The sequence below is a fragment of the Niastella populi genome, from assembly GCF_002078015.1.
Lineage (GTDB): Bacteria > Bacteroidota > Bacteroidia > Chitinophagales > Chitinophagaceae > Niastella > Niastella populi.
Window position 1 is genome coordinate 1 of sequence record NZ_LWBP01000186.1, and the last position, 19974, is coordinate 19974.

Below are 19974 nucleotides of genomic sequence, written 5' to 3' on the forward strand. Positions count from 1 at the left end.
GAGCATGCTTTATTAAACCATGAAGCGATAAGCCAGGCTGTAGTTATAGCCAAAGAGAATGAGTCAGAAAAGAAAGCGCTGGTGGCTTATATTACTTCCAGGTCAGAACAAAACACAAGCGATTTAAGGAACTATTTAAAACAGACGTTGCCTGAATATATGCTTCCGGCCTACTTTGTACAACTGGAAGCCATGCCGTTGACAGCGAATGGCAAGATAGATAAGAAATTATTACCAAGCCCTGAAGGACTGGGATTAACGAGTGGTGTGGAATATGTAGCACCACGAACAGAGCAGGAAAAGATCTTAGTTTCGGTATGGTCAGCTGTATTAAAAAGAGAAGGCATCGGGATCAGGGATAGCTTTTACAATCTTGGTGGAGATTCGATCAAGTCCATCCAGGTAGTAGCCAGGTTAAAACATCAGGGTTACAGGCTTAAAGTAGAGCACCTGCTGAGGACGCCGGTACTGGAAGAACTGGCCCGGTTAATGGAACTGACTACCCAGCTTACTGATCAGCGTGAGGTGAGCGGAGAAGTGGTGCTAACGCCAATCCAGGAATGGTTTTTCAAATCAGCTGAGATAAAAGTTCATGATCACTTTAACCAATCTGTTTTACTGTATAGTAAGGAAGAACTTGACAGTAATATACTGCACAAGAGCCTGGAGGAACTGACGAGGCACCACGATGCCCTGCGGATGGTTTATAAACAGAAGGAGGGAACATGGCAACAGTTTAACCAGGATACCAGCTCAAAACATTATACCATTGACTTTTATGATGTAAGGGAAGCGGACAATGTGCCCGGGGAAATGGCACGACTTGGAGAAGAACTGCAATCGGGCATACAGTTATCTGAAGGCCCTTTATTAAGAGTCGCCCATTTCAGATTGAAAGACGGTGACCGTTTGGGTTTGATCATTCACCATCTGGTGGTGGATGGCGTTTCGTGGCGAATACTTTTAGAAGACCTCTTGAACCTATATTCCGGTTATAAGAAAGGCGAAAAACCAGGGTTACCCTTAAAGACAGATTCTTTTCAAAGATGGGCTTTGCTGCAGAAGGAATACGCGGCAGGCAGGAAGCTGGAAAAAGAGCGGGCTTACTGGCAGCAGGTCTGTGATCAGCAGGTCGCCGGTTTAGCACAGGATAAAGTAGTGGAAGCAGGTCAGTCAGCTCTGATAGATTCAGCTGAATCCTTCAGCCTGGATAAGCAAACCACCGAGCTATTGCAAACCCGTGTTCATGGAGTTTATAACACAGAGATAAATGATGTGTTATTGACAGGTCTTGGTCTTGCACTGAAAGATGTTTTGTCTGCAGATAAAAGCGTCTTAAAGATGGAAGGTCACGGCAGAGAGGAGATCATCGATGGCGTAGACATCAGCAGAACGGTGGGCTGGTTTACTACAATGTATCCATTTGTACTGGATGTATCAGGTGCTGCCGATCACGCAGCAAGCCTGGTAAGTGTAAAAGAATCCCTGCGGCGCATACCCAATAAAGGTATTGGTTATGGTATTCTTACACACTTAAGCCAGGAAAGGCTTGAGGGTAAACTAACCCCGGAGATCATCTTTAATTACCTGGGCGACTTTGGCGCAAATGTATCCAATGATAAGAGGTCACTATTTGAATATGCATCGGAAGGTATCGGGTCGGCTGTGTCAAAAGAGAATAGAACAGACGCGGTTTTGGATATATCGGGAATGCTGGTAAAAGGAGAATTGGGTATGTCGGTCCGTTATTCAAGTTTGAGATATGACGCGGCAACGATTAAAAAGTTAGCCGGATCTTATAAGAAGCACTTACAGTCTTTAATAGAAGAGTTAGCTAAGAGCAAGCAGGCTTATCTGACCCCCTCGGATGTAAGTTTCAAAGGGCTGAGCCAAGAAGAACTGTCCAGGCTTAATTCAGACAATACCCTTGAAGATGTGTATGAGTTATCTCCTCTCCAGGAGGGGATATACTACCACTGGTTAGCGGAAGATTCCAGCTCACTTTATTTTGAGCAAACCTCCTACCGGGTGCGGGCTAAAGTATTGGATATAGAAAAGCTGAAAGGAGCGTATGACCAGTTAACAGCCCGGCATGCTGTCCTGCGCACCAGTTTCAGTACTGAATATGCAGACAGATCTTTACAGATAGTAAGGAAAGAAGTGCCCGTTAATTTTACCTATGAGAAGCTGGATAGCCAGGCAGGGCAACAAGCACTGGTAGAGATGATCAAGCAGCAGGACAGGGACCGGGGCTTTGATTTGAGCAGTGGTTCCCAGATGCGGCTGCATGTGATTGATCTGTCAGCAGGGGAGTATGAGTTTATCTGGAGTCATCATCATATTTTGATGGATGGCTGGTGCGGGAGTGTGCTCATCAATGACTTCAATGAGCTGTTGAGTGCAGCAACCAAAGGCATTACAGTTGACCTCCCGCCTGTAACGCCCTATTCCAATTATATCAATTGGTTAAAAACAATAGACAGGGAGCGTTCTCTGAGCTATTGGAAGGATTACCTTACAGGCTATTCATCGCCGGCAGAGATCCCCTTCAAGGCAAGAGCAGCAGGCAGTACCTATGTTGATTCCAGTGAACACCTGCAAATAGGCGGCGATCTGTTTAAGAAGGTCGACGCCCTGTGCACCCGGTTAAGCATTACACAAAATACATTTGTACAAGGGGTATGGGGTTACTTATTATCGCGCTATAACAACACGCATGATGTGGTGTTTGGCGCGGTGGTATCCGGTCGTCCGGCCGATTTACCCGGGGTTGAAGAAATGATCGGGCTGTTTATCAATACGATTCCTGTAAGAGTACAATATGATCCGGATGCTACGCCTGTCGGGCTGTTAAAATCATTGCAGGAGCAATCCATCCAGAGTACATCGCATCATTACTTAAATCTGTCAGAGGTTCAGTCGCGGAGTGAACCGGGCATGGAGCTGATTGATCATATCATGGTTTTTGAGAACTATGCGGTAAAGGAACTTGAAAACGAAGGTGTATTGAATAGCAAAGGGGAAGAAGGACTGTCTATTGAATCAATGGAAGTGTTTGAGCGAACCAATTATGATTTTAACATCTTAGTTAGTTCATCGGATGTTTCACTTAAAGTAGATATCAGATACAATGCCAATCGTTACGATATTACGTCGATAAAACAGCTGGTAACTCATTTTGATAAATTGATCAATGAGTTCACGCAAAACGCCGATCACGCTTTAAATACAATTGATTATTTATCATCGGAAGAAGAGCATGAACTGCTGTTCACATTCAACGATACGGCAGTAGCTTATCCAAAGGACAAGACGATCATAGACTTGTTTGAAGAGCAGGTGACAAAGACACCAGCGCATGTGGCGATAGTATTTGAGGATAGAGAGCTGACTTATCGCGAGCTCGATGAGCGGTCCAGCCAGCTGGCTCATTACCTGAGAGCTAATTATGACATTCAGCCAGATGATCTGGTAGGCATCAAACAGGAGCGCAGCGAGTGGATGATAGTGTCGATACTGGGGGTGTTAAAATCAGGAGGTGCCTATATTCCGATCGATCCGCAGTACCCTCAGGAAAGAATAGATTACATTGAAAAGGATACTAACTGTAAGGTTTGCCTGGATGAAGAAGAATTAAGTAAGTTCAAGGAAAGCCAGGAGCGTTATTCTAAAGAAGCGGTGAATTCCACTGCCCAACCAGGCAACCTGATCTATGTGATCTATACCTCAGGCTCCACTGGCAAGCCAAAAGGAGTAATGCTTGAACATAGCGGTCTTGTGAACAGGTTGCGCTGGATGAAGCGGGACCTGGAAATAACGGAGGCAGATGTATTCTTACAGAAAACGCCTGCAACGTTTGACGTTTCGGTGTGGGAGCTATTGCTTCCATTGGTTTGTGGCAGTAAGCTGGTTTTCGCAAAACCGGATGGTCATAAAGACCCGGTCTATTTAGATGAGGTGTTAGCGGCTCAAAAAATCAGTATCATCCACTTTGTTCCGTCCATGTTAAGTGCAGCGCTGGACACTATAAAGTGGGATAGGCTGGAAGGTTTGCGTCATGTAATATGCAGTGGCGAGGCTTTACCGAAAAGAACCGAAGCGTCCTTTAAAGAAAAGGCGCCATTTGCGCGCTTACACAACTACTACGGCCCAACCGAAGCATCGATCGATGTGACTGCTATAGATTTAAGTCGGCATCCAACTGTGGGTAATGAAGTTTCCATAGGCAAACCGGTAGACAATACAAGTATCTATATAGTAAATGAAAGGAATGGCCTTCAACCCGTAGGAGTCTTGGGAGAGATCTTAATTGGGGGAGATCAGGTTGCCAGAGGTTACTTGAACAAAGAGGAGTTAACCCGGGAGAAGTTTATAGAGAACCCATTTAAAGCAGGCGGGCGGCTGTATAAAACTGGCGATTTAGGCAGGTGGCTGCCTGATGGGAACATCGAATTTATCGGCAGGAAAGACGACCAGGTTAAGATCAGGGGGTATAGGATAGAGTTAGGAGAAATAGAGCATGTTTTGCAACAAAGCGGTATGGTGAGTCAGGTGGTAGCGATAGGACGAAATGATAAACACGGAAATATGCAACTAATAGCATATGTAGTGCCTAAGAATAGTTTTAACAGACCAGACATTATCTCCTACATGAAAGGATACTTACCAGAGTATATGGTGCCGGCTCTATGGGTAGAATTGCAGGAATTGCCTTTAATGTCCAATGGAAAGATTGACAGAAAGAGATTGCCAGATCCAGATGTATCATCAGAGCAGTTCACAGAGCAATATGTGGCTCCCCGCAATGAAATAGAAGAGAAATTAGCTGAAATATGGGTAGAGCTACTTGGTATAAAGCAGGCTGGTGTATACGATAATTTCTATTTACTGGGAGGAGAATCTTTGCTGGCAATAAGGATGGTATCGGCAATAAGAAAGAAGTTAAATATGGAAATATCTGTCAAAGAAATATTTCAATTGACGAATATCGCATTGATAGCAAACTTCCTGCAAAATGAGATCGATAGGTCGAGCCTGGAAGGATCAGACGAGTATGAAACAATAAAATTCTGAAGATTGAAATTAATAATGCAGGAGCAATGACACATTTTAAAGCAGTGAAAGTAATAAGCTTGTTGAGAGAAGCGAGGGAGAAGAATATTCTTATTTCAAGAGAGGATAATGATTTAAAGATAAGGTGTAAAAAAGAGTTGATGAGTCAGGGTTTTTTAGAAACCCTTAAGCGTTATAAGAACGATATTCTGAGTTATCTGATATTGTCTGAAAAGTGGAAAAACGCAAAATCGCCATTGCTGAAAATTATTGCTTCACCCGTACAACCAATAGAAAAGCAGTCCCATTACGACACAATGCACCAGCAAGAGAAAGAGTATCTGCGATTTCTGATAACAGGAAAAAATACATCTAATGCACAGTTTACAGTTTATTTTAAAAACCTGAAGAAGGGGGTACTGGAAGATGCGCTTAGTTCAATTTTTCAAAGACACGAAAGCCTGAGAACCACTTTTATAAATATTTATGGCGATGTGAGACAGGTGGTACACGAGTATAAAAGAAGTAAAGACGAAATTTCCTATATCGATTTGAGTGCCATGGAAGAAAAAGAAATTATTGAAATTGCGACTAAAGAGCTAAATGCATATTCCTTCGATTTAGAAAGAGGCCCATTGGTAAGTGTTAAGGTTATACAATTGCCACAAGATATAAGCGTGTTAGTGTTTACAATGAATCACGTAATTTCTGACGGGGAATCAATAGAAATTTTAAAGAGAGAAATCGATATGTTGTATAGTGCATATCTGGAGAAAGGAAAGAATCCATTGCCTCCGCTCAAACTTCAATACAAAGACTATTCGAATTGGATCAATATGATAACTAATAGTGAGGAAGGTAAAATATGTTGGGACCTCTATAAACAAATGATATCGGAAAGTTTGTCAAAAGAAAGAGAAGACGATAAGAGAAGTTATAGATCCGGGTTGGAACGAGAAATGAGGGCAATCTCAAAGGAAAATAGTTCAAATGTATGTATAGATGCTGCCTATGGGAAAGTAGTGACATTGACACCTGAAGCAGGAGCAATGTATACGATATTTGTTGATGAAAGGTGTTGTAATAAGTTAAAAGGGTTGTCGGTCGTTTGTAACGTCAGCCTTTTCACCATATTAATCTCTGCATTCGCAAGTGTATTTTATCGAAAAAACAGAAAAAGTGTGAGACTGAGTATTCCCTTTTCTACGAGGGTAGTTGAAGAATTTCAATGTATTATTGGGTGGTTGACGCAGGATTTGATTATTTGCATTGACATTGAGGAGGATATGAGCGTAATGGAATTTATAGAGGTTATAAATAATATTATTTGGGAATCATCAGATTTTCGTTTCTACCCTCATGAAAGAATTATGAAAGACCTTGATGTTCCATTGAATTTGTTGGCTCCGGGGTATATCAATTTTTTAAAGAAGCCGAATTATGTAATAGGCGATTTTCACTCCTTTCATAGCACTCACGGGAAAGGTATTTTTGATATTAAATGTATTGCCAGTGAATGTAAGAACGGAATTGTTATTGAAATGCAGTATAATATCAATAAATATTGTCGAAATGAAATAGAACAAATAGGGCACAAATTGTTATCTATTCTGGAAAAAATAACAATTGACCATGGATTATCTCTGAAAAGCATTCTTACCGAAAAATAATACATATGCCATTTACTTATCTTACTTCAGGTGATTTCAATTATCATCAAATACGTCTACGAATGAAACAAAATATTCCGATATTCCTATTCCTTGTATTGCTGTTAGTTGATAGTTCAATTGCATTCAGTCAGGCACCAACAGATAATCCATATCAATCAAAATACAATAGCGGGGAACACTGGACTGATCAATTTCATTGGAAGGACACTACAAATGCCTTGAATGTCCCGGATCTAGTTGACAAAAACATGCGAGTAGACTCCGTTGTTTTGCATAACACCATGAAAAACATTTCCAAAAGCGGTGGGGGTATATTATATTTTTCTTCCGGTGAATATTTTTTTAATTATTCTATTACTATACCGGAAAAGGTGGTTATCAGAGGGGCGGATCCGGTAGGTATCATCGATGCAAAGAATAATCAGTATAGACCACCTACTAAATTTCAATTTCCAAAGTATTTGCCGAGTTTTCAGGGAGGGGGTACTCCAAATCATACTGCATTCAAGATGATAGAAAGTGAACCGGATGCCAGTTTTGGGCTTGTCAACCTTGATATTAACCGGGCGTTATTGTGGGTGCCCGCATCAAATAGATCAAATATTGTAATTTTTGGAGTAAGATCCAATAATGCTGTCGATTATAGAAGTATATACCTGGCTAACAGTAATGACCATAAATGGCAAAGATATCCTACGTCGAAAGGCGCGAATTTTATGATCACTTTTTATAAAGGGGTGATCGCAAATTGCAGAATAAACGACTCAATTACTGATGATTTTGAAATGCCGGAGTTTATGACAAACGAAGGGTATGTTTTTAGAGATAAAAAAATTAAATTTCAATATGGATTGCAAGCGGGAATCCGGGCAATCAGTTATTCTGATACATGTGAATTAGAATTACTTGACAATTATGTCAAAGCCTATAAGGTGTCTGAAATCGAGAGTTTCTTTCAGGGAAAGAAAGTAATCCGGAATAATCAATTTGAATTCCTTCCCTGCCAGGACCTGATTACTAAGAATTTTTATTCAAGAGAAATAGAAAACTATACTGCCAGTGTATTTGAAAAAGAGCAGTATTTTATCAAAGAAGGAGATAGCTTGCGATATTTCATATTGATACCTGAGAATTATGATCCGGTAAAGAAATACCCGGTAGTTTTTTTTCTGCATGGAATTGGGGAACATGGAGACGAAAATCCATTAATTCATTTTGTGGGCCTGTTCGCAAATGATAGTATTCGAAAGAAGTACCCATGCTTTGTTGTTGTCCCTCATGCCAAATGGAATGAATCTTTTCAGGCATCGTTTGACAAACCTCCAACAAAAACTTTACAAATGAGTATGGACTTAATGAAAAGTATAACTAAAAAGTATTCAATTGATCAGCGTCGAACATTTATAGCAGGGATATCATCTGGTGCCGATGCTGCGTGTGAAGCAGCAGTACGTTATCCTAAATTATTCAAAAATGCGATTGTGATGAGTCAATTAAGATATTTTACAGAAAAGCAGTTTGAAAAAGTAAAGGATATTAATTTTATATTAAGTTTCGGAGCAGAAGATGATAAAACTCCAATTGGCTATGTGAGAGGAGGTGTTGGTATGTTCAAAAAGCTCGGGATAAAGATTGAGTATATTGAATATGAAGAAGTAGGACATTGGAGTTGGCTTAATTTAACTATGGATGAAAGATTTTTAGGGTTAATGTTTAAGTAACCGATAAATAGTGTAAGGTAAACTGTGTCAGGGTTTCTCTTTGATGAGGTGTATCAAAAGTAAACGAAGGCCCCGGGAATCGCTTAAGCGAATACCTGCCTCCATCAGGTACCCGGATAAAAAGAGGCTGCATCATATTTTGATACAGCCTCCTAAAATAGTATTTAGAAATTAGCCGGCAGCAGCCTTCCTTTGAAGATAATGCTCCGGCTTTAATTTGTACGCTGTTCCCCGATCGGTTAATATCAGCAGCAGTTATTCAAAGCCGTTATGCATCGACACGACTTGCAACCAGGAGCAACGCCTGCTTGATCTAAAAACCGGGAAGATGAGTTCCAATAAAATAAAGGCTCAAAAAAGAGAAGCAAAAGTCCTTGTCCAAATTTCGGCCGATTTACAAAAAGAGCTACCCGGTTTAAAGGGGGGGGCGCCCGGCAAACCTAATAAAGCCAGCTTTTCCCCCAATTTTCTTTTTCTTCCTGGGTCCATAACTCCGGGAAAAATATTACTTTTCTATATTTAGGTGGCAAATATTTTCTCCAGTTTGTTCCTCCCGTGGAAGAGATTGCTTCAGCGTTTTTTAAAAGATGTTTAGCAGCTGTTTTATAGTGACTAAGTGGCCACATTATATTAGCAAAAGAATCAAATCTTTTTAATTCTGCTACTAACTCATCGGTGTATATGGACTTTAAGTTTCTTTTACATAAATAGGCCAGATTTTTACTTTTATATTCAAAAGCTTTACTTATGATCAGATTCTTATACTTCTTTTCAAAATGCACAAGGGTTAATGTTTCTTTCCCAATAGAACTGTCATTTGCACCTTTTCTCCAGTAGAGCTTTTTATAAATTTCTTCTACTCCATCATTTATATCTCTGTTCGTCTCATCTACCAAATTATTGAACTCTGTAGCAAGAATTTCGATTAATCTAAATTGAATAGATTGAAATCCACTAGCCGGCGACAGCGATAATCGGAACTTTAAAAACTGATCTTCTTCTATTCCCTTCAGCATGATTTCAAAGGAATTTAGCAGCTGTTCAAAATAAGTATTGATCCGCTGAATTTTATTTAAAACAAAATCAGCCTTCACTAATCCCTCCTCGATCACTTGTTCTAATTCCAAAATTATCATCTTAAAATATAGTTCTGTAATCTGGTGATAGATAATAAATATCTGTTCGTCCGGCATGTCGGTTTTGGGATTCTGAATACTCAACAAGGTATCAAGATGAATATAATCCCAATACTTTAAATAATCAGAATAAAGAAATCCTTCTAATTGTGACGGAAGATTTTGTCCGCCTTCCTCGCATTTTTGATAGAGCTTTTTGAGAGTATTTAATACCTGTGGGTCAGTGGTATAATCCATAACTACTGAATTTGAATAATTTTTTTTGATAGCCAATGTTTTTCAGGGGTATCCTGTATACGATCAGTTTAAAAATCATAAGTGTACTCTGACACTGTTAATCCAGATCATGAAATTCGCAAGAAAGACCAAAACATCCTTAAAATACCGGGTTAGTAAGTAGCTAACAGTTAACATTAGCTGGCACATCTTTATCTCTTAGGCCCGAGGTCAAACTTACGGCTAATTTCCCATTTCCCATTCTATATAATTTACCGGCAAGATGTTCTGAATAAAACGACGATTAATGCTAAACGTTTCCTTTGCCCGGAATAGGCTGATGTAAATTTTAATAAATCTGGTGTTCGATTAACTGCCTTGTACATGTTAGGTAGTGATACTGATTGCGTAGATATTTTCCAATTGATGACTTATTATGTTTTATGCATATGCGTTGAGGCTGACGTTCATGGATTTTAATACATATAATTGTCATCTTTTATAATAGAAGTCTTTAATTAAGAAAACATGTTACGTTATTGGTGGCCAGATGCACTGGGTATTGTACAGGGAAGCACCGGGGATTGCCTGCGGACACTCTGGTGGCACCTGGAGCTCGATACAATCGTCAGCCTGTCTTCAGGCAATCTTTAGGCTGTTCCAGGGGTGTTCACATAAATATGAACACCCCTTTTAGTATTCTTTCATTGGTTTTTGGCTATAGTTCAAGCGGTGTGCAAGGCCATTTCATATGGCTTCTGAAGCCATTACACTACCATAAAGGTCTCGTGAAGGTCCCGTAAATGTCTCGTAAAGGTCTTGTGAAAGTCTCGTGAGGGTCAGGTGAAAGTCTCGTGAGGGTCCCGTGAAGGTAACCTGGGGTAAGATGCTAATCGTGGAATGGATAATATTTTTGTCAACGCATAACTTGGTGCAATATACTAAAAAAGGAAGAATGGCCAGATTCATGCTGTATTAAAGATGAGCGGCAAGACTGATGAAACGTTCATGGCAAAATTTTGTTTGAAATAGTTGGGGCCCGCAGCAACCACCTTCTTTCCATTTATATTACCGCTGACGCCCATTCCCTGCATATATTGAAAATCAGCTGATTTCCATAGTTCAAGACGTTTTTCCTTCAGCTTTCGCATTATACCATGTGCAATATGATGCTCTGAATTTTGTTGAATGGCGGCGGCATATTGCAATATTACATCGGCAGCGTATTCATTACTCAGCGGAAAAACCTGTTGTACTTCAGGGGAATCTTTGGTTAGTGTTCCCGTTTTGTCAAAAATGATCGTTGTTAAACGTCGCGCATTTTCGAAAGCGGTACGGTTACGGATCAATAATCCACGCGTGGCCGAAAGCGCTGTGGATATGGCTGCCACTAACGGAATAGCAACTCCCAATGCATGGGGATAGGAAGTTACCATTACCGTTACCATCCGCTCAAGGGCAAACGGCAACGGTTTATCGGCGGTAAGCCATATAATAAAAGTAATAATGCCTACGCTAATGGAAATGATCGTTAACCACATGGCCACCTTACCCGCCATATTTTGGGTTCCTGATTTGGCGCCCTGGGCTGATTGCACCATATTGATGACCTTATTCAAATAACTATTACTACCGGCTGCAGTGACCTGAACTTTTAAAGCTCCGTTTCCATTTACAGATCCACCAATTACTTTTGCATCTTTCCCTTTTGTTACCGGTGCACTTTCTCCGGTGAGCATGCTTTCATTTATAGAAAAACTTCCTTACCGAATTACGCCATCTGCCGGTATTTTTTCTCCCGGTTTTACAATTATTATATCATTGTTCTGTAATTGCTGTAAAGGAATAATCAATTACTTCCTGCGTACGCTGCACATGCACAACAGACGGCAACAACGCAACCAGTGATTCCAAAGCGCGGGAGGCTGCCATTTGTGATCGCATTTCGAGCCAGTGTCCCAGAAGCATAATATCGATCAACGTAGCCAGTTAAAAGATGGAGGTTGGCCTTTTGATAAGATAGCGATTGTTAAAAGCGCTGATAAGTAAACACTTCTAAAAATAATCAACAGAACTTTTGGGATAATAACCCGCAGTTTAATATTTTCACGCAAAAGAGTTATATGAACCGGAGATACTGGTGCAAAATAGTATTAATAATTTTACTTTCAGTTACTGTCTTTCAGGGATCTGCTCAAAAGAATGAATGGCTCGACCCCGCGGTAAACGAGATCAACAGGTTACCCATGCACACCGTTTTTTTTGCTTATGAAAGCGAGGGCCGGGCGTTGGAAGGCAAAAAAGAATCATCGTTAAATTTCATGTCATTGAATGGCTACTGGAAGTTTCACTGGGTAAAAGACGCCGGTATGCGCCCGCTGGATTTCTATAAAAAAGATTACAATGACCGAGGCTGGGCCCCGATGCCTGTGCCCGGTATTTGGGAATTGAATGGTTTTGGCGATCCTATGTATACCAATATCGCTTATCCATGGAGTAACCAGTTTCCCAACGATCCGCCCATCGTTCCCGAAGAAAATAACCATGTAGGTTCCTATCGCAAAGAGTTTGTTATTCCGGAAAACTGGAAAGGGAAAGAAATAATTGCCCATTTTGGCTCCGTTACATCCAATATGTACCTGTGGGTAAATGGGCAGTTGGTGGGCTATAGTGAAGACAGCAAACTGGAGGCAGAATTCGACCTCACCAGATACCTGAAGCCGGGCCAGAAGAATTTGTTCGCTTTTCAGGTTTTTCGCTGGTGCGACGGGTCGTACCTCGAAGACCAGGATTTCTGGCGCTTATGCGGGGTGGGAAGGGATTGCTTTTTGTATACGCGTAATAAAGATCATATTGCCGATATCCGCGTACATACTGAGTTAGATGCACAATATAAAGATGCAACGCTGCAGGTTGCCGTAGGTATTAAAGGCAATGGAGTTGCGGACATTACATTACTTGATGCAAAAGGCGCTGTTACCGGAAAGGCATCGGTACAGGGCAGCGGAAAGCAAACTGTTTCCATCAGCATTGCCAACCCCCTGAAATGGAGCGCTGAAACCCCCAATTTGTATACACTCGTTGCGGCTTTGAGAAACAAGGATAAAACGCTGGAAGTTGTTCCGGTAAAAGTGGGTTTTCGCAAAGTGGAAATAAAGAATGCACAACTGCTCGTAAACGGGAAACCGATACTGGTAAAAGGCGTTAACCGGCATGAGATGGACCCCGATCATGGCTATTATCTTACGCCCGAACGTATGCTGCAGGATATCAGGATCATGAAAGAAAATAACATCAATGCCGTACGCACCTGCCACTATCCCGATAATAGTTTGTGGTACGATCTCTGCGACAAATATGGCATTTATATGGTGGCGGAGGCCAATATTGAATCGCATGGAATGGGGTATGGCGAAAAAACACTGGCCAAAAACCAGTTGTTCGCCAAAGCACATCTGGAGCGCAATCAGCGAAATGTGCAGCGTGATTTCAATCATCCGGCGATCATCATCTGGTCAATGGGAAACGAAGCAGGTTTCGGTCCCAATTTTGAAAATTGCTACCGGTGGATCAAAAATGAAGATGTTTCCCGGCCCGTTCAATATGAACAGGCAGGCACGAACGAATTCACCGACATCTATTGCCCCATGTACCTGTCGTATGATGGTTGCATAAAGTATAGTGAAGGCGCCGGCGCCAATCCGCTTATTCAATGTGAATATGCGCATGCCATGGGTAATTCGCAAGGCGGGTTCAAAGAGTACTGGGACCTGGTGCGTAAGCACCCGAAATACCAGGGAGGTTTTATCTGGGATTTTGTTGACCAGTCGTTGAGGCGAAAAGATGAAAACGGTATTCAGTATTATGCCTATGGCGGCGATTATAATAAGTACGATGCTTCTGATAATAATTTTTTAGATAACGGCCTGGTGAGTCCCGACCGGCTGCCAAACCCCCACATGCATGAAGTGAGCTACTACTACCAGTCGATATGGGTAACCCCTGCCGATGTAAGTAAGGGGGAGGTGAACGTATACAACGAAAATTCATTTCGCGATCTGAGCAATTACTATGCAGAGTGGGACCTGTTGGCCAATGGCGAAATTATTCAGTCGGGTACTGTACAGCATTTAGATATTCAACCCGGGGAAACAAAACCAGTTAAACTCGAATATTCGCTTGATGACCTATCGAAGCAGGCGGAATTATTGTTGAATATCCGGTTCAGGTTGAAACGGCCAGAACCCCTGTTGCCTGTTCGGTCTGTTGTGGCGCAAAACCAGTTGACGATCTCGCCTTATCGTTTTGAAGCGCAGTTGTTGCCGCACACGGGCACAGGTGTTAATGAAACACCGCTCAACATGGTTGACAATGACGTGAATTACCTTATTATAAAAAATGACAGGATCAATATTGAATTCGATAAACACACTGGCTTTCTTTGCAGGTATGATGTGCACCAGGTTCCTATGATCAACGGCCATAGCCAGTTGATGCCCAATTTCTGGCGGGCCCCAACCGATAATGATTTTGGGGCACAGCTGCAACAGAAATATGCCGTTTGGAAGCAACCCGGTTTGAAGCTCGTGTCTTTTGAAAAGGAAATAACAAATGAGGTGGTGACAATAAACGCGGCTTATGAACTGGCGGCAGTCAAAGCTAAGTTATTGCTCTCTTACCAGATAACCGGTGAAGGTAAAATAAAAGTGACGCAGAAGATGCAGGCAGATAAAGCGGCAAAAATACCCGATCTGTTCCGGTTCGGCATGCAGTTACAAATGCCAAAGGAAGCCGGCTACATTAAATATTATGGGCGGGGACCATTTGAAAATTACAGCGACAGGAATAATTCATCGCCTATAGGCCTGTATAACCAGACGGTAGATGAACAATTCTATCCTTATATACGTCCGCAGGAAACGGGCACTAAAACCGATGTAAGGTGGTGGCAGCAGATGAACAGGGGTGGAACCGGCATCAGGTTTTACAGTGATACGGCATTGTCGATGTCGGCGCTGCATTACTCAATTGAATCGCTCGATGATGGCCTGAAAAAGCACCAGCGTCATTCGACCCTGGTACCAACCGTAAATTATACCAATGTCTGCATCGATAAAGTGCAGCAGGGACTGGGGAGCGTGAACAGCTGGGGTGCGTTGCCAATGGAAAAATACCGGGTGCATTATCGCGATCATGAGTTTTCATTTATCATGGAACCAATAATAAACAGGTTTTAACCGGGTATGGGGTTTGTTGCCATGCATTGGATATGGAATGCTACTGCATACGGCTGTGCCGTTCTGGTAGTTCTACAGAGGAACTAAAAATCCTTTTTTCAGATCTTAATCGTACTTTAATCATGAATAAAACGCGTTTATTGCTGCTGTTTGCAGCATTGATGACTGGTGCTGTTTCCACTTCCTTTTGTGCAACGGTAGATACCGTTCTCACCTTTAGCCCCTCCATGAAAAAGAATATAAAGGCTGTGGTAATTAAACCCGACAGCTATGCCGCGGGTAAAGAACTGCCGGTTGTATACCTCTTACACGGATACAGCGATAATTACAGCGGCTGGGTTACCAAAGCGCCGAACGTGGTGAAACTTGCCGATGTATATAACGTTATTATCGTTTGTCCCGATGGTAATTTTTCAAGCTGGTACTTCGATAGTCCGGTCGACACCACCTGGAAATACGAAACCTATATTGTGAAAGAGCTGGTGCCATGGGTTGACGACCATTTCAAAACCATCAAAAACCGCAAAGGGCGGGGAATTACCGGTTTAAGCATGGGCGGGCATGGCGCTTTATTTCTTTCTTTCCGGCACCAGGATGTTTTTGGCGTAGCGGGCAGTATGAGCGGTGGTGTTGATATACGGCCGTTTCCGCTGAACTGGGATCTTTCAAAACGCCTTGGTAAATATGCAGAACATCCCGAACGCTGGAATGCCAACACGGTAATCAATTGCGTGCATTTGTTAACTCCCGGTTCATTGTCGCTGATCATCGACTGTGGTTCGGAAGATTTCTTTTATAAGGTGAACTGCAGCCTCCATGAAAAATTACTTTTCAATAATATTCCACACGATTTCATCAGCCGGCCGGGTAAGCATAATTGGGAGTATTGGGCAAATGCCGTCAATTACCAGTTGCTGTTTATGAGCCGTTTTTTTAGTTTGTGATAGCCGGGTTTAGCTGGATGTTATCATTGTTGTTGCTTATTTATATTGTATTTACCGATTGATGCTGCTGGCGGTATTTGTTCGGTGTTATGCCTGTTACCCTTTTGAAGATCTTTGAGAAGTAGGGCAGCATGTCGAACCCGGTTTCAGACGCTATTTCGGTAAAAGGCATATTGGTGGTAGCTATCAGGTACTGGGCCCTTTCAATGCGTTTTTCATGAATAAAATTAAGCGGCCTTTCACCGGTATACCGCAAAAACTGGCGGGAAAAATAATCCTGGTTTTGATTTACCCGTTTTGCCAGGAAGGAAATCGTTAAAGACTGCTTAAGGTTAAGCTGAATATAACTGATGGTGTCGAGTACCTTTGATGGTATCGTATTCGGATTGTTTAACGGATATCGGTCGGCGTTTAAAAAACGCGACACCAGTTGCAAAATAATTCCCTGCGTTTCCATATAAACGGCATTGCTTTGCAGGTTATTCAACTCCTGGTATTCGCGGTAAAAATTATTCTTTTCATATACTTTGGGATTATCTGAACGCCTGATGCCTCTGCCGGGGTTGATTTCCAGTAACCGTTTAACGTTGGAAATATCGTGGTGGCTTGCCTGTACCTTTATCAGTGAACGGTTGTTTTGAAATAACGAGATGCCATCGGGCGATTCTTCAAAGAACTGGATAAAATACTGACTTAAGAAAGAGGGGCAGCTCAGGTTGCACATGGTGAAGCTCGGAATAAGATAAATATAACCCGGTTCCAGTTTTAAACGCTGCTGTTCGTTGTATACAAATCCCTCGCCCTCATCGATATAATAAAGACGGTAATAAGGACTCAATACATTTTTGTAATTCCATTTTACATTCAGGTCAACATGATCAACATGAAGTAACGAAAATGAGTGTTTTAATAGTCTTTTCTTCATTGAACCTGTTTCCTGTCTCAATTTACTAAAAAGTCGGATTTGTGTAAAATATCTGATCAATTCCTTTCTGAACGAAATTCGCCACAGGCGCAGATTTTTTTTAATTCGCTTTTACACTCATTTTCTATCTAAAATACCCTGACCGGCGCCGTAATGAAAGCGTTGTTTTAATGGCAGGTAGTTCTTCCATCGGCCGTTCGCACAATGTTATGTCAGGTAGGAGAAATTTGGTACATTTATTCACAGAACCAAACCAGGCAGTTCGGCAGGTATATTGACCATGTGGCAAAATATATCGGCGGCCGGTACGAAACATTTAAGTCGGTAGAACAACCGGGCGCTGTTTATGAACAGGTTCCCGAAGCATTGCAGATCGAAGCCATGCGGTTTTTGAACGTATTTGTAACACCCACCTGGTTACTGGATAAAAAGATCCTGTCGCTTACCGGTTCTTATCCCCTGTAGATCATCAATGCCCTTCAGGTTGCTACACTTAACCGGCTTACATCGAGCCAGACTTTCAGCCGGCTCATAAACAATGCTTCTCTTTACAATAGATCATATACGATTGTAAAATTGCTTGCTGACTTAGAAAAAGGCATCTGGGCAGAGCCATGCCCGATAATAAAATAAGGGGGCCGCCTTCGCGGTGCCCCTTATTTTATCTATGCCACAGTGGTGTGATAGGTGATGTGTAAAAGGATTGAACAAAATAGCTGGTTTTTTGAACAAAAGTTCCCTCTCCGGTATTCCCTGCCCGGTTATATTTGTTAAATATATCGATAGCTCAATACGATGTAAGAAAAGTAAAAAGATATGACACGATCATTGTTTGCCATAACCACCCTTTTGCTGTTTGCTTCTGCGGTCAATTCTCAAACACGGTTTAAACAGGCGCCCGGTAAAGTTCAGGCAGTTGTACCGGACGCACCCAAGGCGCACAATCCCGTTATTTTCGCCGATGTGCCCGATATGTCGATTGTGCGCGCAGGCAATATGTATTATATGAGCAGCACCACCATGCACATGAGTCCCGGTGTGCCCATCATGAAATCGCCCGACCTTATAAACTGGAAGCTGGTAAATTATGCCTACGATACCCTCGCCAGTGTTGATGAGCTGAACCTTCAAAATGGAAAAAGCGCGTATGGCAGAGGATCATGGGCCAGTTGTATCCGGTACCACAACGGATTGTTCTATGTTTCCACATTTGCGCAAACCACCGGTAAAACGTATATCTATTCTACTAAAGACATTGAAAAGGGGCCATGGAAGGTGTCGTCATTCAGGCCGTCATACCACGATCACACTTTATTCTTCGATGATGACGGGCGTGTATACATGATCTACGGCGGCGGCAAACTGAGATTGATTGAGCTGAACAGCGATCTGTCGGGGGTAAAACCAGGAACTACAGAACAGGTGGTTATCGAAAATGCCAGCGCGCCTTCGGGCGATAATATTGGTTTGCCTGCGGAAGGTTCGCAATTGTTTAAAATTAACGGAAAATATTACCTGTTCAATATCACATGGCCAAAGGGCGGTATGCGAACCGTTGTCATTCACCGCGCCGATAAAATTACCGGTCCGTATGAGGGCAGGCTGGCGTTGCAGGACCTGGGCGTGGCGCAGGGCGGTTTGATCGATACGCCCGAAGGTAACTGGTATGCGTATTTGTTTCGTGATTATGGTGCGGTAGGCCGTATTCCTTACCTGGTACCCGTAAAATGGGAAGATGGCTGGCCCGTATTGGGCGTTGCAGGCAAAGTGCCCGAAACGCTCGATCTGCCGGCGGGAAAAGGGTTGATTCCCGGTATTGTGGCTTCAGATGAATTCACCCGTAAAACGGGTGAACCTGCTTTGCCCCTGGTTTGGCAGTGGAATCACAATCCGGATAACAAATTATGGTCTGTTACCAAAAGAAAAGGATATCTGCGCCTTACAACCGGCAGAACGGATACCGGTTTTTTGATGGCCAGGAATACGTTGACGCAACGCACCATTGGTCCGGTTTGTACCGGTTCCATAGCCCTCGATGTATCGCATATGAAAGAGGGCGACTTTGCCGGTTTAAGTTTGTTGCAAAAGAATTATGGAATGGTTGGTGTTAAAATTAATAATGGCAGTAAAACCATCGTCATGATCGATGCAGGATCAGGCACTGCCATAGAAGCGCAGGCAGTACCGCTTAACCAGAATGTAGTGCACTTGAAAGCCAGTTGTGATTTTACCAATAGAAAAGACACCGCTGAATTTTTTTACAGCCTCGATGGCAAAACATGGAACCACATCGGCTCTCCGCTAAAAATGACGTATACGCTTCCTCATTTTATGGGCTACCGTTTCGGGCTGTTTAATTATGCTACAAAGAATGCGGGCGGTTATGCCGATTTCGATTATTTCCATATAGAAGATAAATAGCTGAGCCGCCAGTTGCAAAAACTTCACTGGGTATCAGGTATTTTCTTTTCCCCTTCCGGTGAGTTCCTGCAACTCTTCTATTTTTTTTGAGGCTTCCGCCTTTGTCATATTTTCATCGATCTGTACCTGTGCTTCACCAGCCAGGGTATGCAGGTACGATCGTTGCGCTTCCGTCATGGGTTCGTTACCTGTTGTCCAGTTATCAGGGTCCTTGATCGCATTCCCTTTATTTTTATCATCATTGGTTTGCATATGCTAATAATTTTAGTACAGTAATGCTAATTTTATGCCATCTGCATTAGTTTGGCCGCACAGAACATTGAATGGGTTTGATGAGTATTGCCCACAGATAGTAAGCTGGAACATGATGCATGTTGAGGAAAATTTTTCACTTCAACCGGGAACAGCCGTTATTTTTTTGCCGGCGTCGAATAAATATATATAATTTTGTTCCGCATATCTTATTCTTTAGAATTAATGTATCTCAATATTTCTTCTATTCAACATTCTTTTTAATTCTCCTGGTCATCCATTATCCATCATAGCACCACCTATGTCAAATCCATTATAAATGTGATTGAGATTGGCGAAGCTTTATATGCAGGAAGAAAGCTGTTATCCTTTAGGTTAATCCACACCTTCATTTTTC

11 protein-coding genes and 2 pseudogenes are annotated in these 19974 nt (G+C 42.1%); 8 read left to right on the top strand and 5 right to left on the bottom strand.

Annotation, left to right across the window (positions count from 1 at the left end; genetic code table 11):
• The 3 genes from A4R26_RS15960 to A4R26_RS15970 form a co-directional block, all read left to right on the top strand.
• On the top strand, positions 1–5073 hold a 5073-nt coding region (locus tag A4R26_RS15960), incomplete at its 5' end, for a non-ribosomal peptide synthetase (protein ID WP_133054701.1).
• A 26-nt stretch (positions 5074–5099) separates the two neighbouring features.
• The gene (locus A4R26_RS15965) at positions 5100–6722 is read left to right on the top strand and encodes a condensation domain-containing protein (protein ID WP_081164748.1); all 1623 of its coding nucleotides are present in this window, start codon (positions 5100–5102) and stop codon (positions 6720–6722) included.
• 62 nt (positions 6723–6784) lie between these two features.
• The gene (locus A4R26_RS15970; RefSeq protein WP_165760297.1) at positions 6785–8446 is read left to right on the top strand and encodes a carboxylesterase family protein; all 1662 of its coding nucleotides are present in this window, start codon (positions 6785–6787) and stop codon (positions 8444–8446) included.
• Positions 8447–8886: 440 nt separating this feature from the next.
• Here A4R26_RS15970 and A4R26_RS15975 read toward each other — a convergent pair whose 3' ends face one another.
• Positions 8887–9819 carry a tryptophan 2,3-dioxygenase family protein gene (locus tag A4R26_RS15975; protein ID WP_081164750.1) on the bottom strand — a complete coding sequence of 311 codons (933 nt, stop codon included), beginning with the start codon at positions 9817–9819 and terminating at the stop codon, positions 8887–8889.
• A 507-nt stretch (positions 9820–10326) separates the two neighbouring features.
• Between A4R26_RS15975 and A4R26_RS35845 the strand changes: the two genes are divergently transcribed.
• Positions 10327–10452: a hypothetical protein gene (locus A4R26_RS35845; protein ID WP_278248426.1), complete on the top strand. Its 126-nt coding sequence runs from the start codon at positions 10327–10329 to the stop codon at positions 10450–10452.
• Between the two features lie 311 nt (positions 10453–10763).
• On the opposite strand, the gene A4R26_RS35625 is transcribed toward A4R26_RS35845, so the two are convergent.
• Together A4R26_RS35625 and A4R26_RS35630 are read right to left on the bottom strand one after the other, a co-directional pair.
• Positions 10764–11096: an HAD family hydrolase gene (locus A4R26_RS35625; protein WP_242674926.1), complete on the bottom strand. Its 333-nt coding sequence runs from the start codon at positions 11094–11096 to the stop codon at positions 10764–10766.
• Positions 11070–11651 (bottom strand): annotated as a pseudogene (locus A4R26_RS35630) (HAD-IC family P-type ATPase); the annotation flags it as partial. The pseudogene A4R26_RS35630 and the gene A4R26_RS35625, both read right to left, overlap by 27 nt.
• 270 nt (positions 11652–11921) lie before the next feature.
• On the opposite strand from A4R26_RS35630, the gene lacZ reads away from it, so the two are divergent.
• Both lacZ and A4R26_RS15990 read left to right on the top strand, forming a co-directional pair.
• Complete coding sequence (gene lacZ, locus A4R26_RS15985; RefSeq protein ID WP_081164751.1) at positions 11922–15035, top strand: beta-galactosidase, LacZ type; 3114 nt, start codon at positions 11922–11924, stop codon at positions 15033–15035.
• 122 nt (positions 15036–15157) lie between these two features.
• The gene (locus A4R26_RS15990) at positions 15158–15979 is read left to right on the top strand and encodes an alpha/beta hydrolase (RefSeq protein ID WP_081164752.1); all 822 of its coding nucleotides are present in this window, start codon (positions 15158–15160) and stop codon (positions 15977–15979) included.
• A gap of 40 nt (positions 15980–16019) precedes the next feature.
• Here the strand turns inward: A4R26_RS15990 and A4R26_RS15995 are convergent, their stop codons facing one another.
• Entirely contained in the window at positions 16020–16904 is an 885-nt protein-coding gene (locus A4R26_RS15995; protein ID WP_081164753.1) for a helix-turn-helix domain-containing protein, read from the bottom strand.
• Between the two features lie 204 nt (positions 16905–17108).
• On the opposite strand from A4R26_RS15995, the pseudogene A4R26_RS35635 reads away from it, so the two are divergent.
• A pseudogene (locus A4R26_RS35635) lies at positions 17109–17537 on the top strand (zinc-dependent metalloprotease).
• 183 nt (positions 17538–17720) lie between these two features.
• On the top strand, positions 17721–19325 hold the full coding sequence (locus A4R26_RS16005; protein ID WP_081164755.1) for a glycoside hydrolase family 43 protein: 1605 nt from the start codon (positions 17721–17723) through the stop codon (positions 19323–19325).
• Between the two features lie 33 nt (positions 19326–19358).
• Here the strand turns inward: A4R26_RS16005 and A4R26_RS16010 are convergent, their stop codons facing one another.
• Complete coding sequence (locus tag A4R26_RS16010) at positions 19359–19577, bottom strand: DUF3072 domain-containing protein (protein WP_081164756.1); 219 nt, start codon at positions 19575–19577, stop codon at positions 19359–19361.
• Positions 19578–19974: the final 397 nt, after the last annotated feature.

Coding starts and splice junctions, on each gene's coding strand:
- A4R26_RS15965 (WP_081164748.1), top strand. CDS start 5,100: ATGACACATTTTAAAGCAGTGAAAGTAATAAGCTTGTTGAGAGAAGCG.
- A4R26_RS15970 (WP_165760297.1), top strand. CDS start 6,785: ATGAAACAAAATATTCCGATATTCCTATTCCTTGTATTGCTGTTAGTT.
- A4R26_RS15975 (WP_081164750.1), bottom strand. CDS start 9,819: ATGGATTATACCACTGACCCACAGGTATTAAATACTCTCAAAAAGCTC.
- A4R26_RS35845 (WP_278248426.1), top strand. CDS start 10,327: ATGTTACGTTATTGGTGGCCAGATGCACTGGGTATTGTACAGGGAAGC.
- lacZ (WP_081164751.1), top strand. CDS start 11,922: ATGAACCGGAGATACTGGTGCAAAATAGTATTAATAATTTTACTTTCA.
- A4R26_RS15990 (WP_081164752.1), top strand. CDS start 15,158: ATGAATAAAACGCGTTTATTGCTGCTGTTTGCAGCATTGATGACTGGT.
- A4R26_RS15995 (WP_081164753.1), bottom strand. CDS start 16,904: ATGAAGAAAAGACTATTAAAACACTCATTTTCGTTACTTCATGTTGAT.
- A4R26_RS16005 (WP_081164755.1), top strand. CDS start 17,721: ATGACACGATCATTGTTTGCCATAACCACCCTTTTGCTGTTTGCTTCT.
- A4R26_RS16010 (WP_081164756.1), bottom strand. CDS start 19,577: ATGCAAACCAATGATGATAAAAATAAAGGGAATGCGATCAAGGACCCT.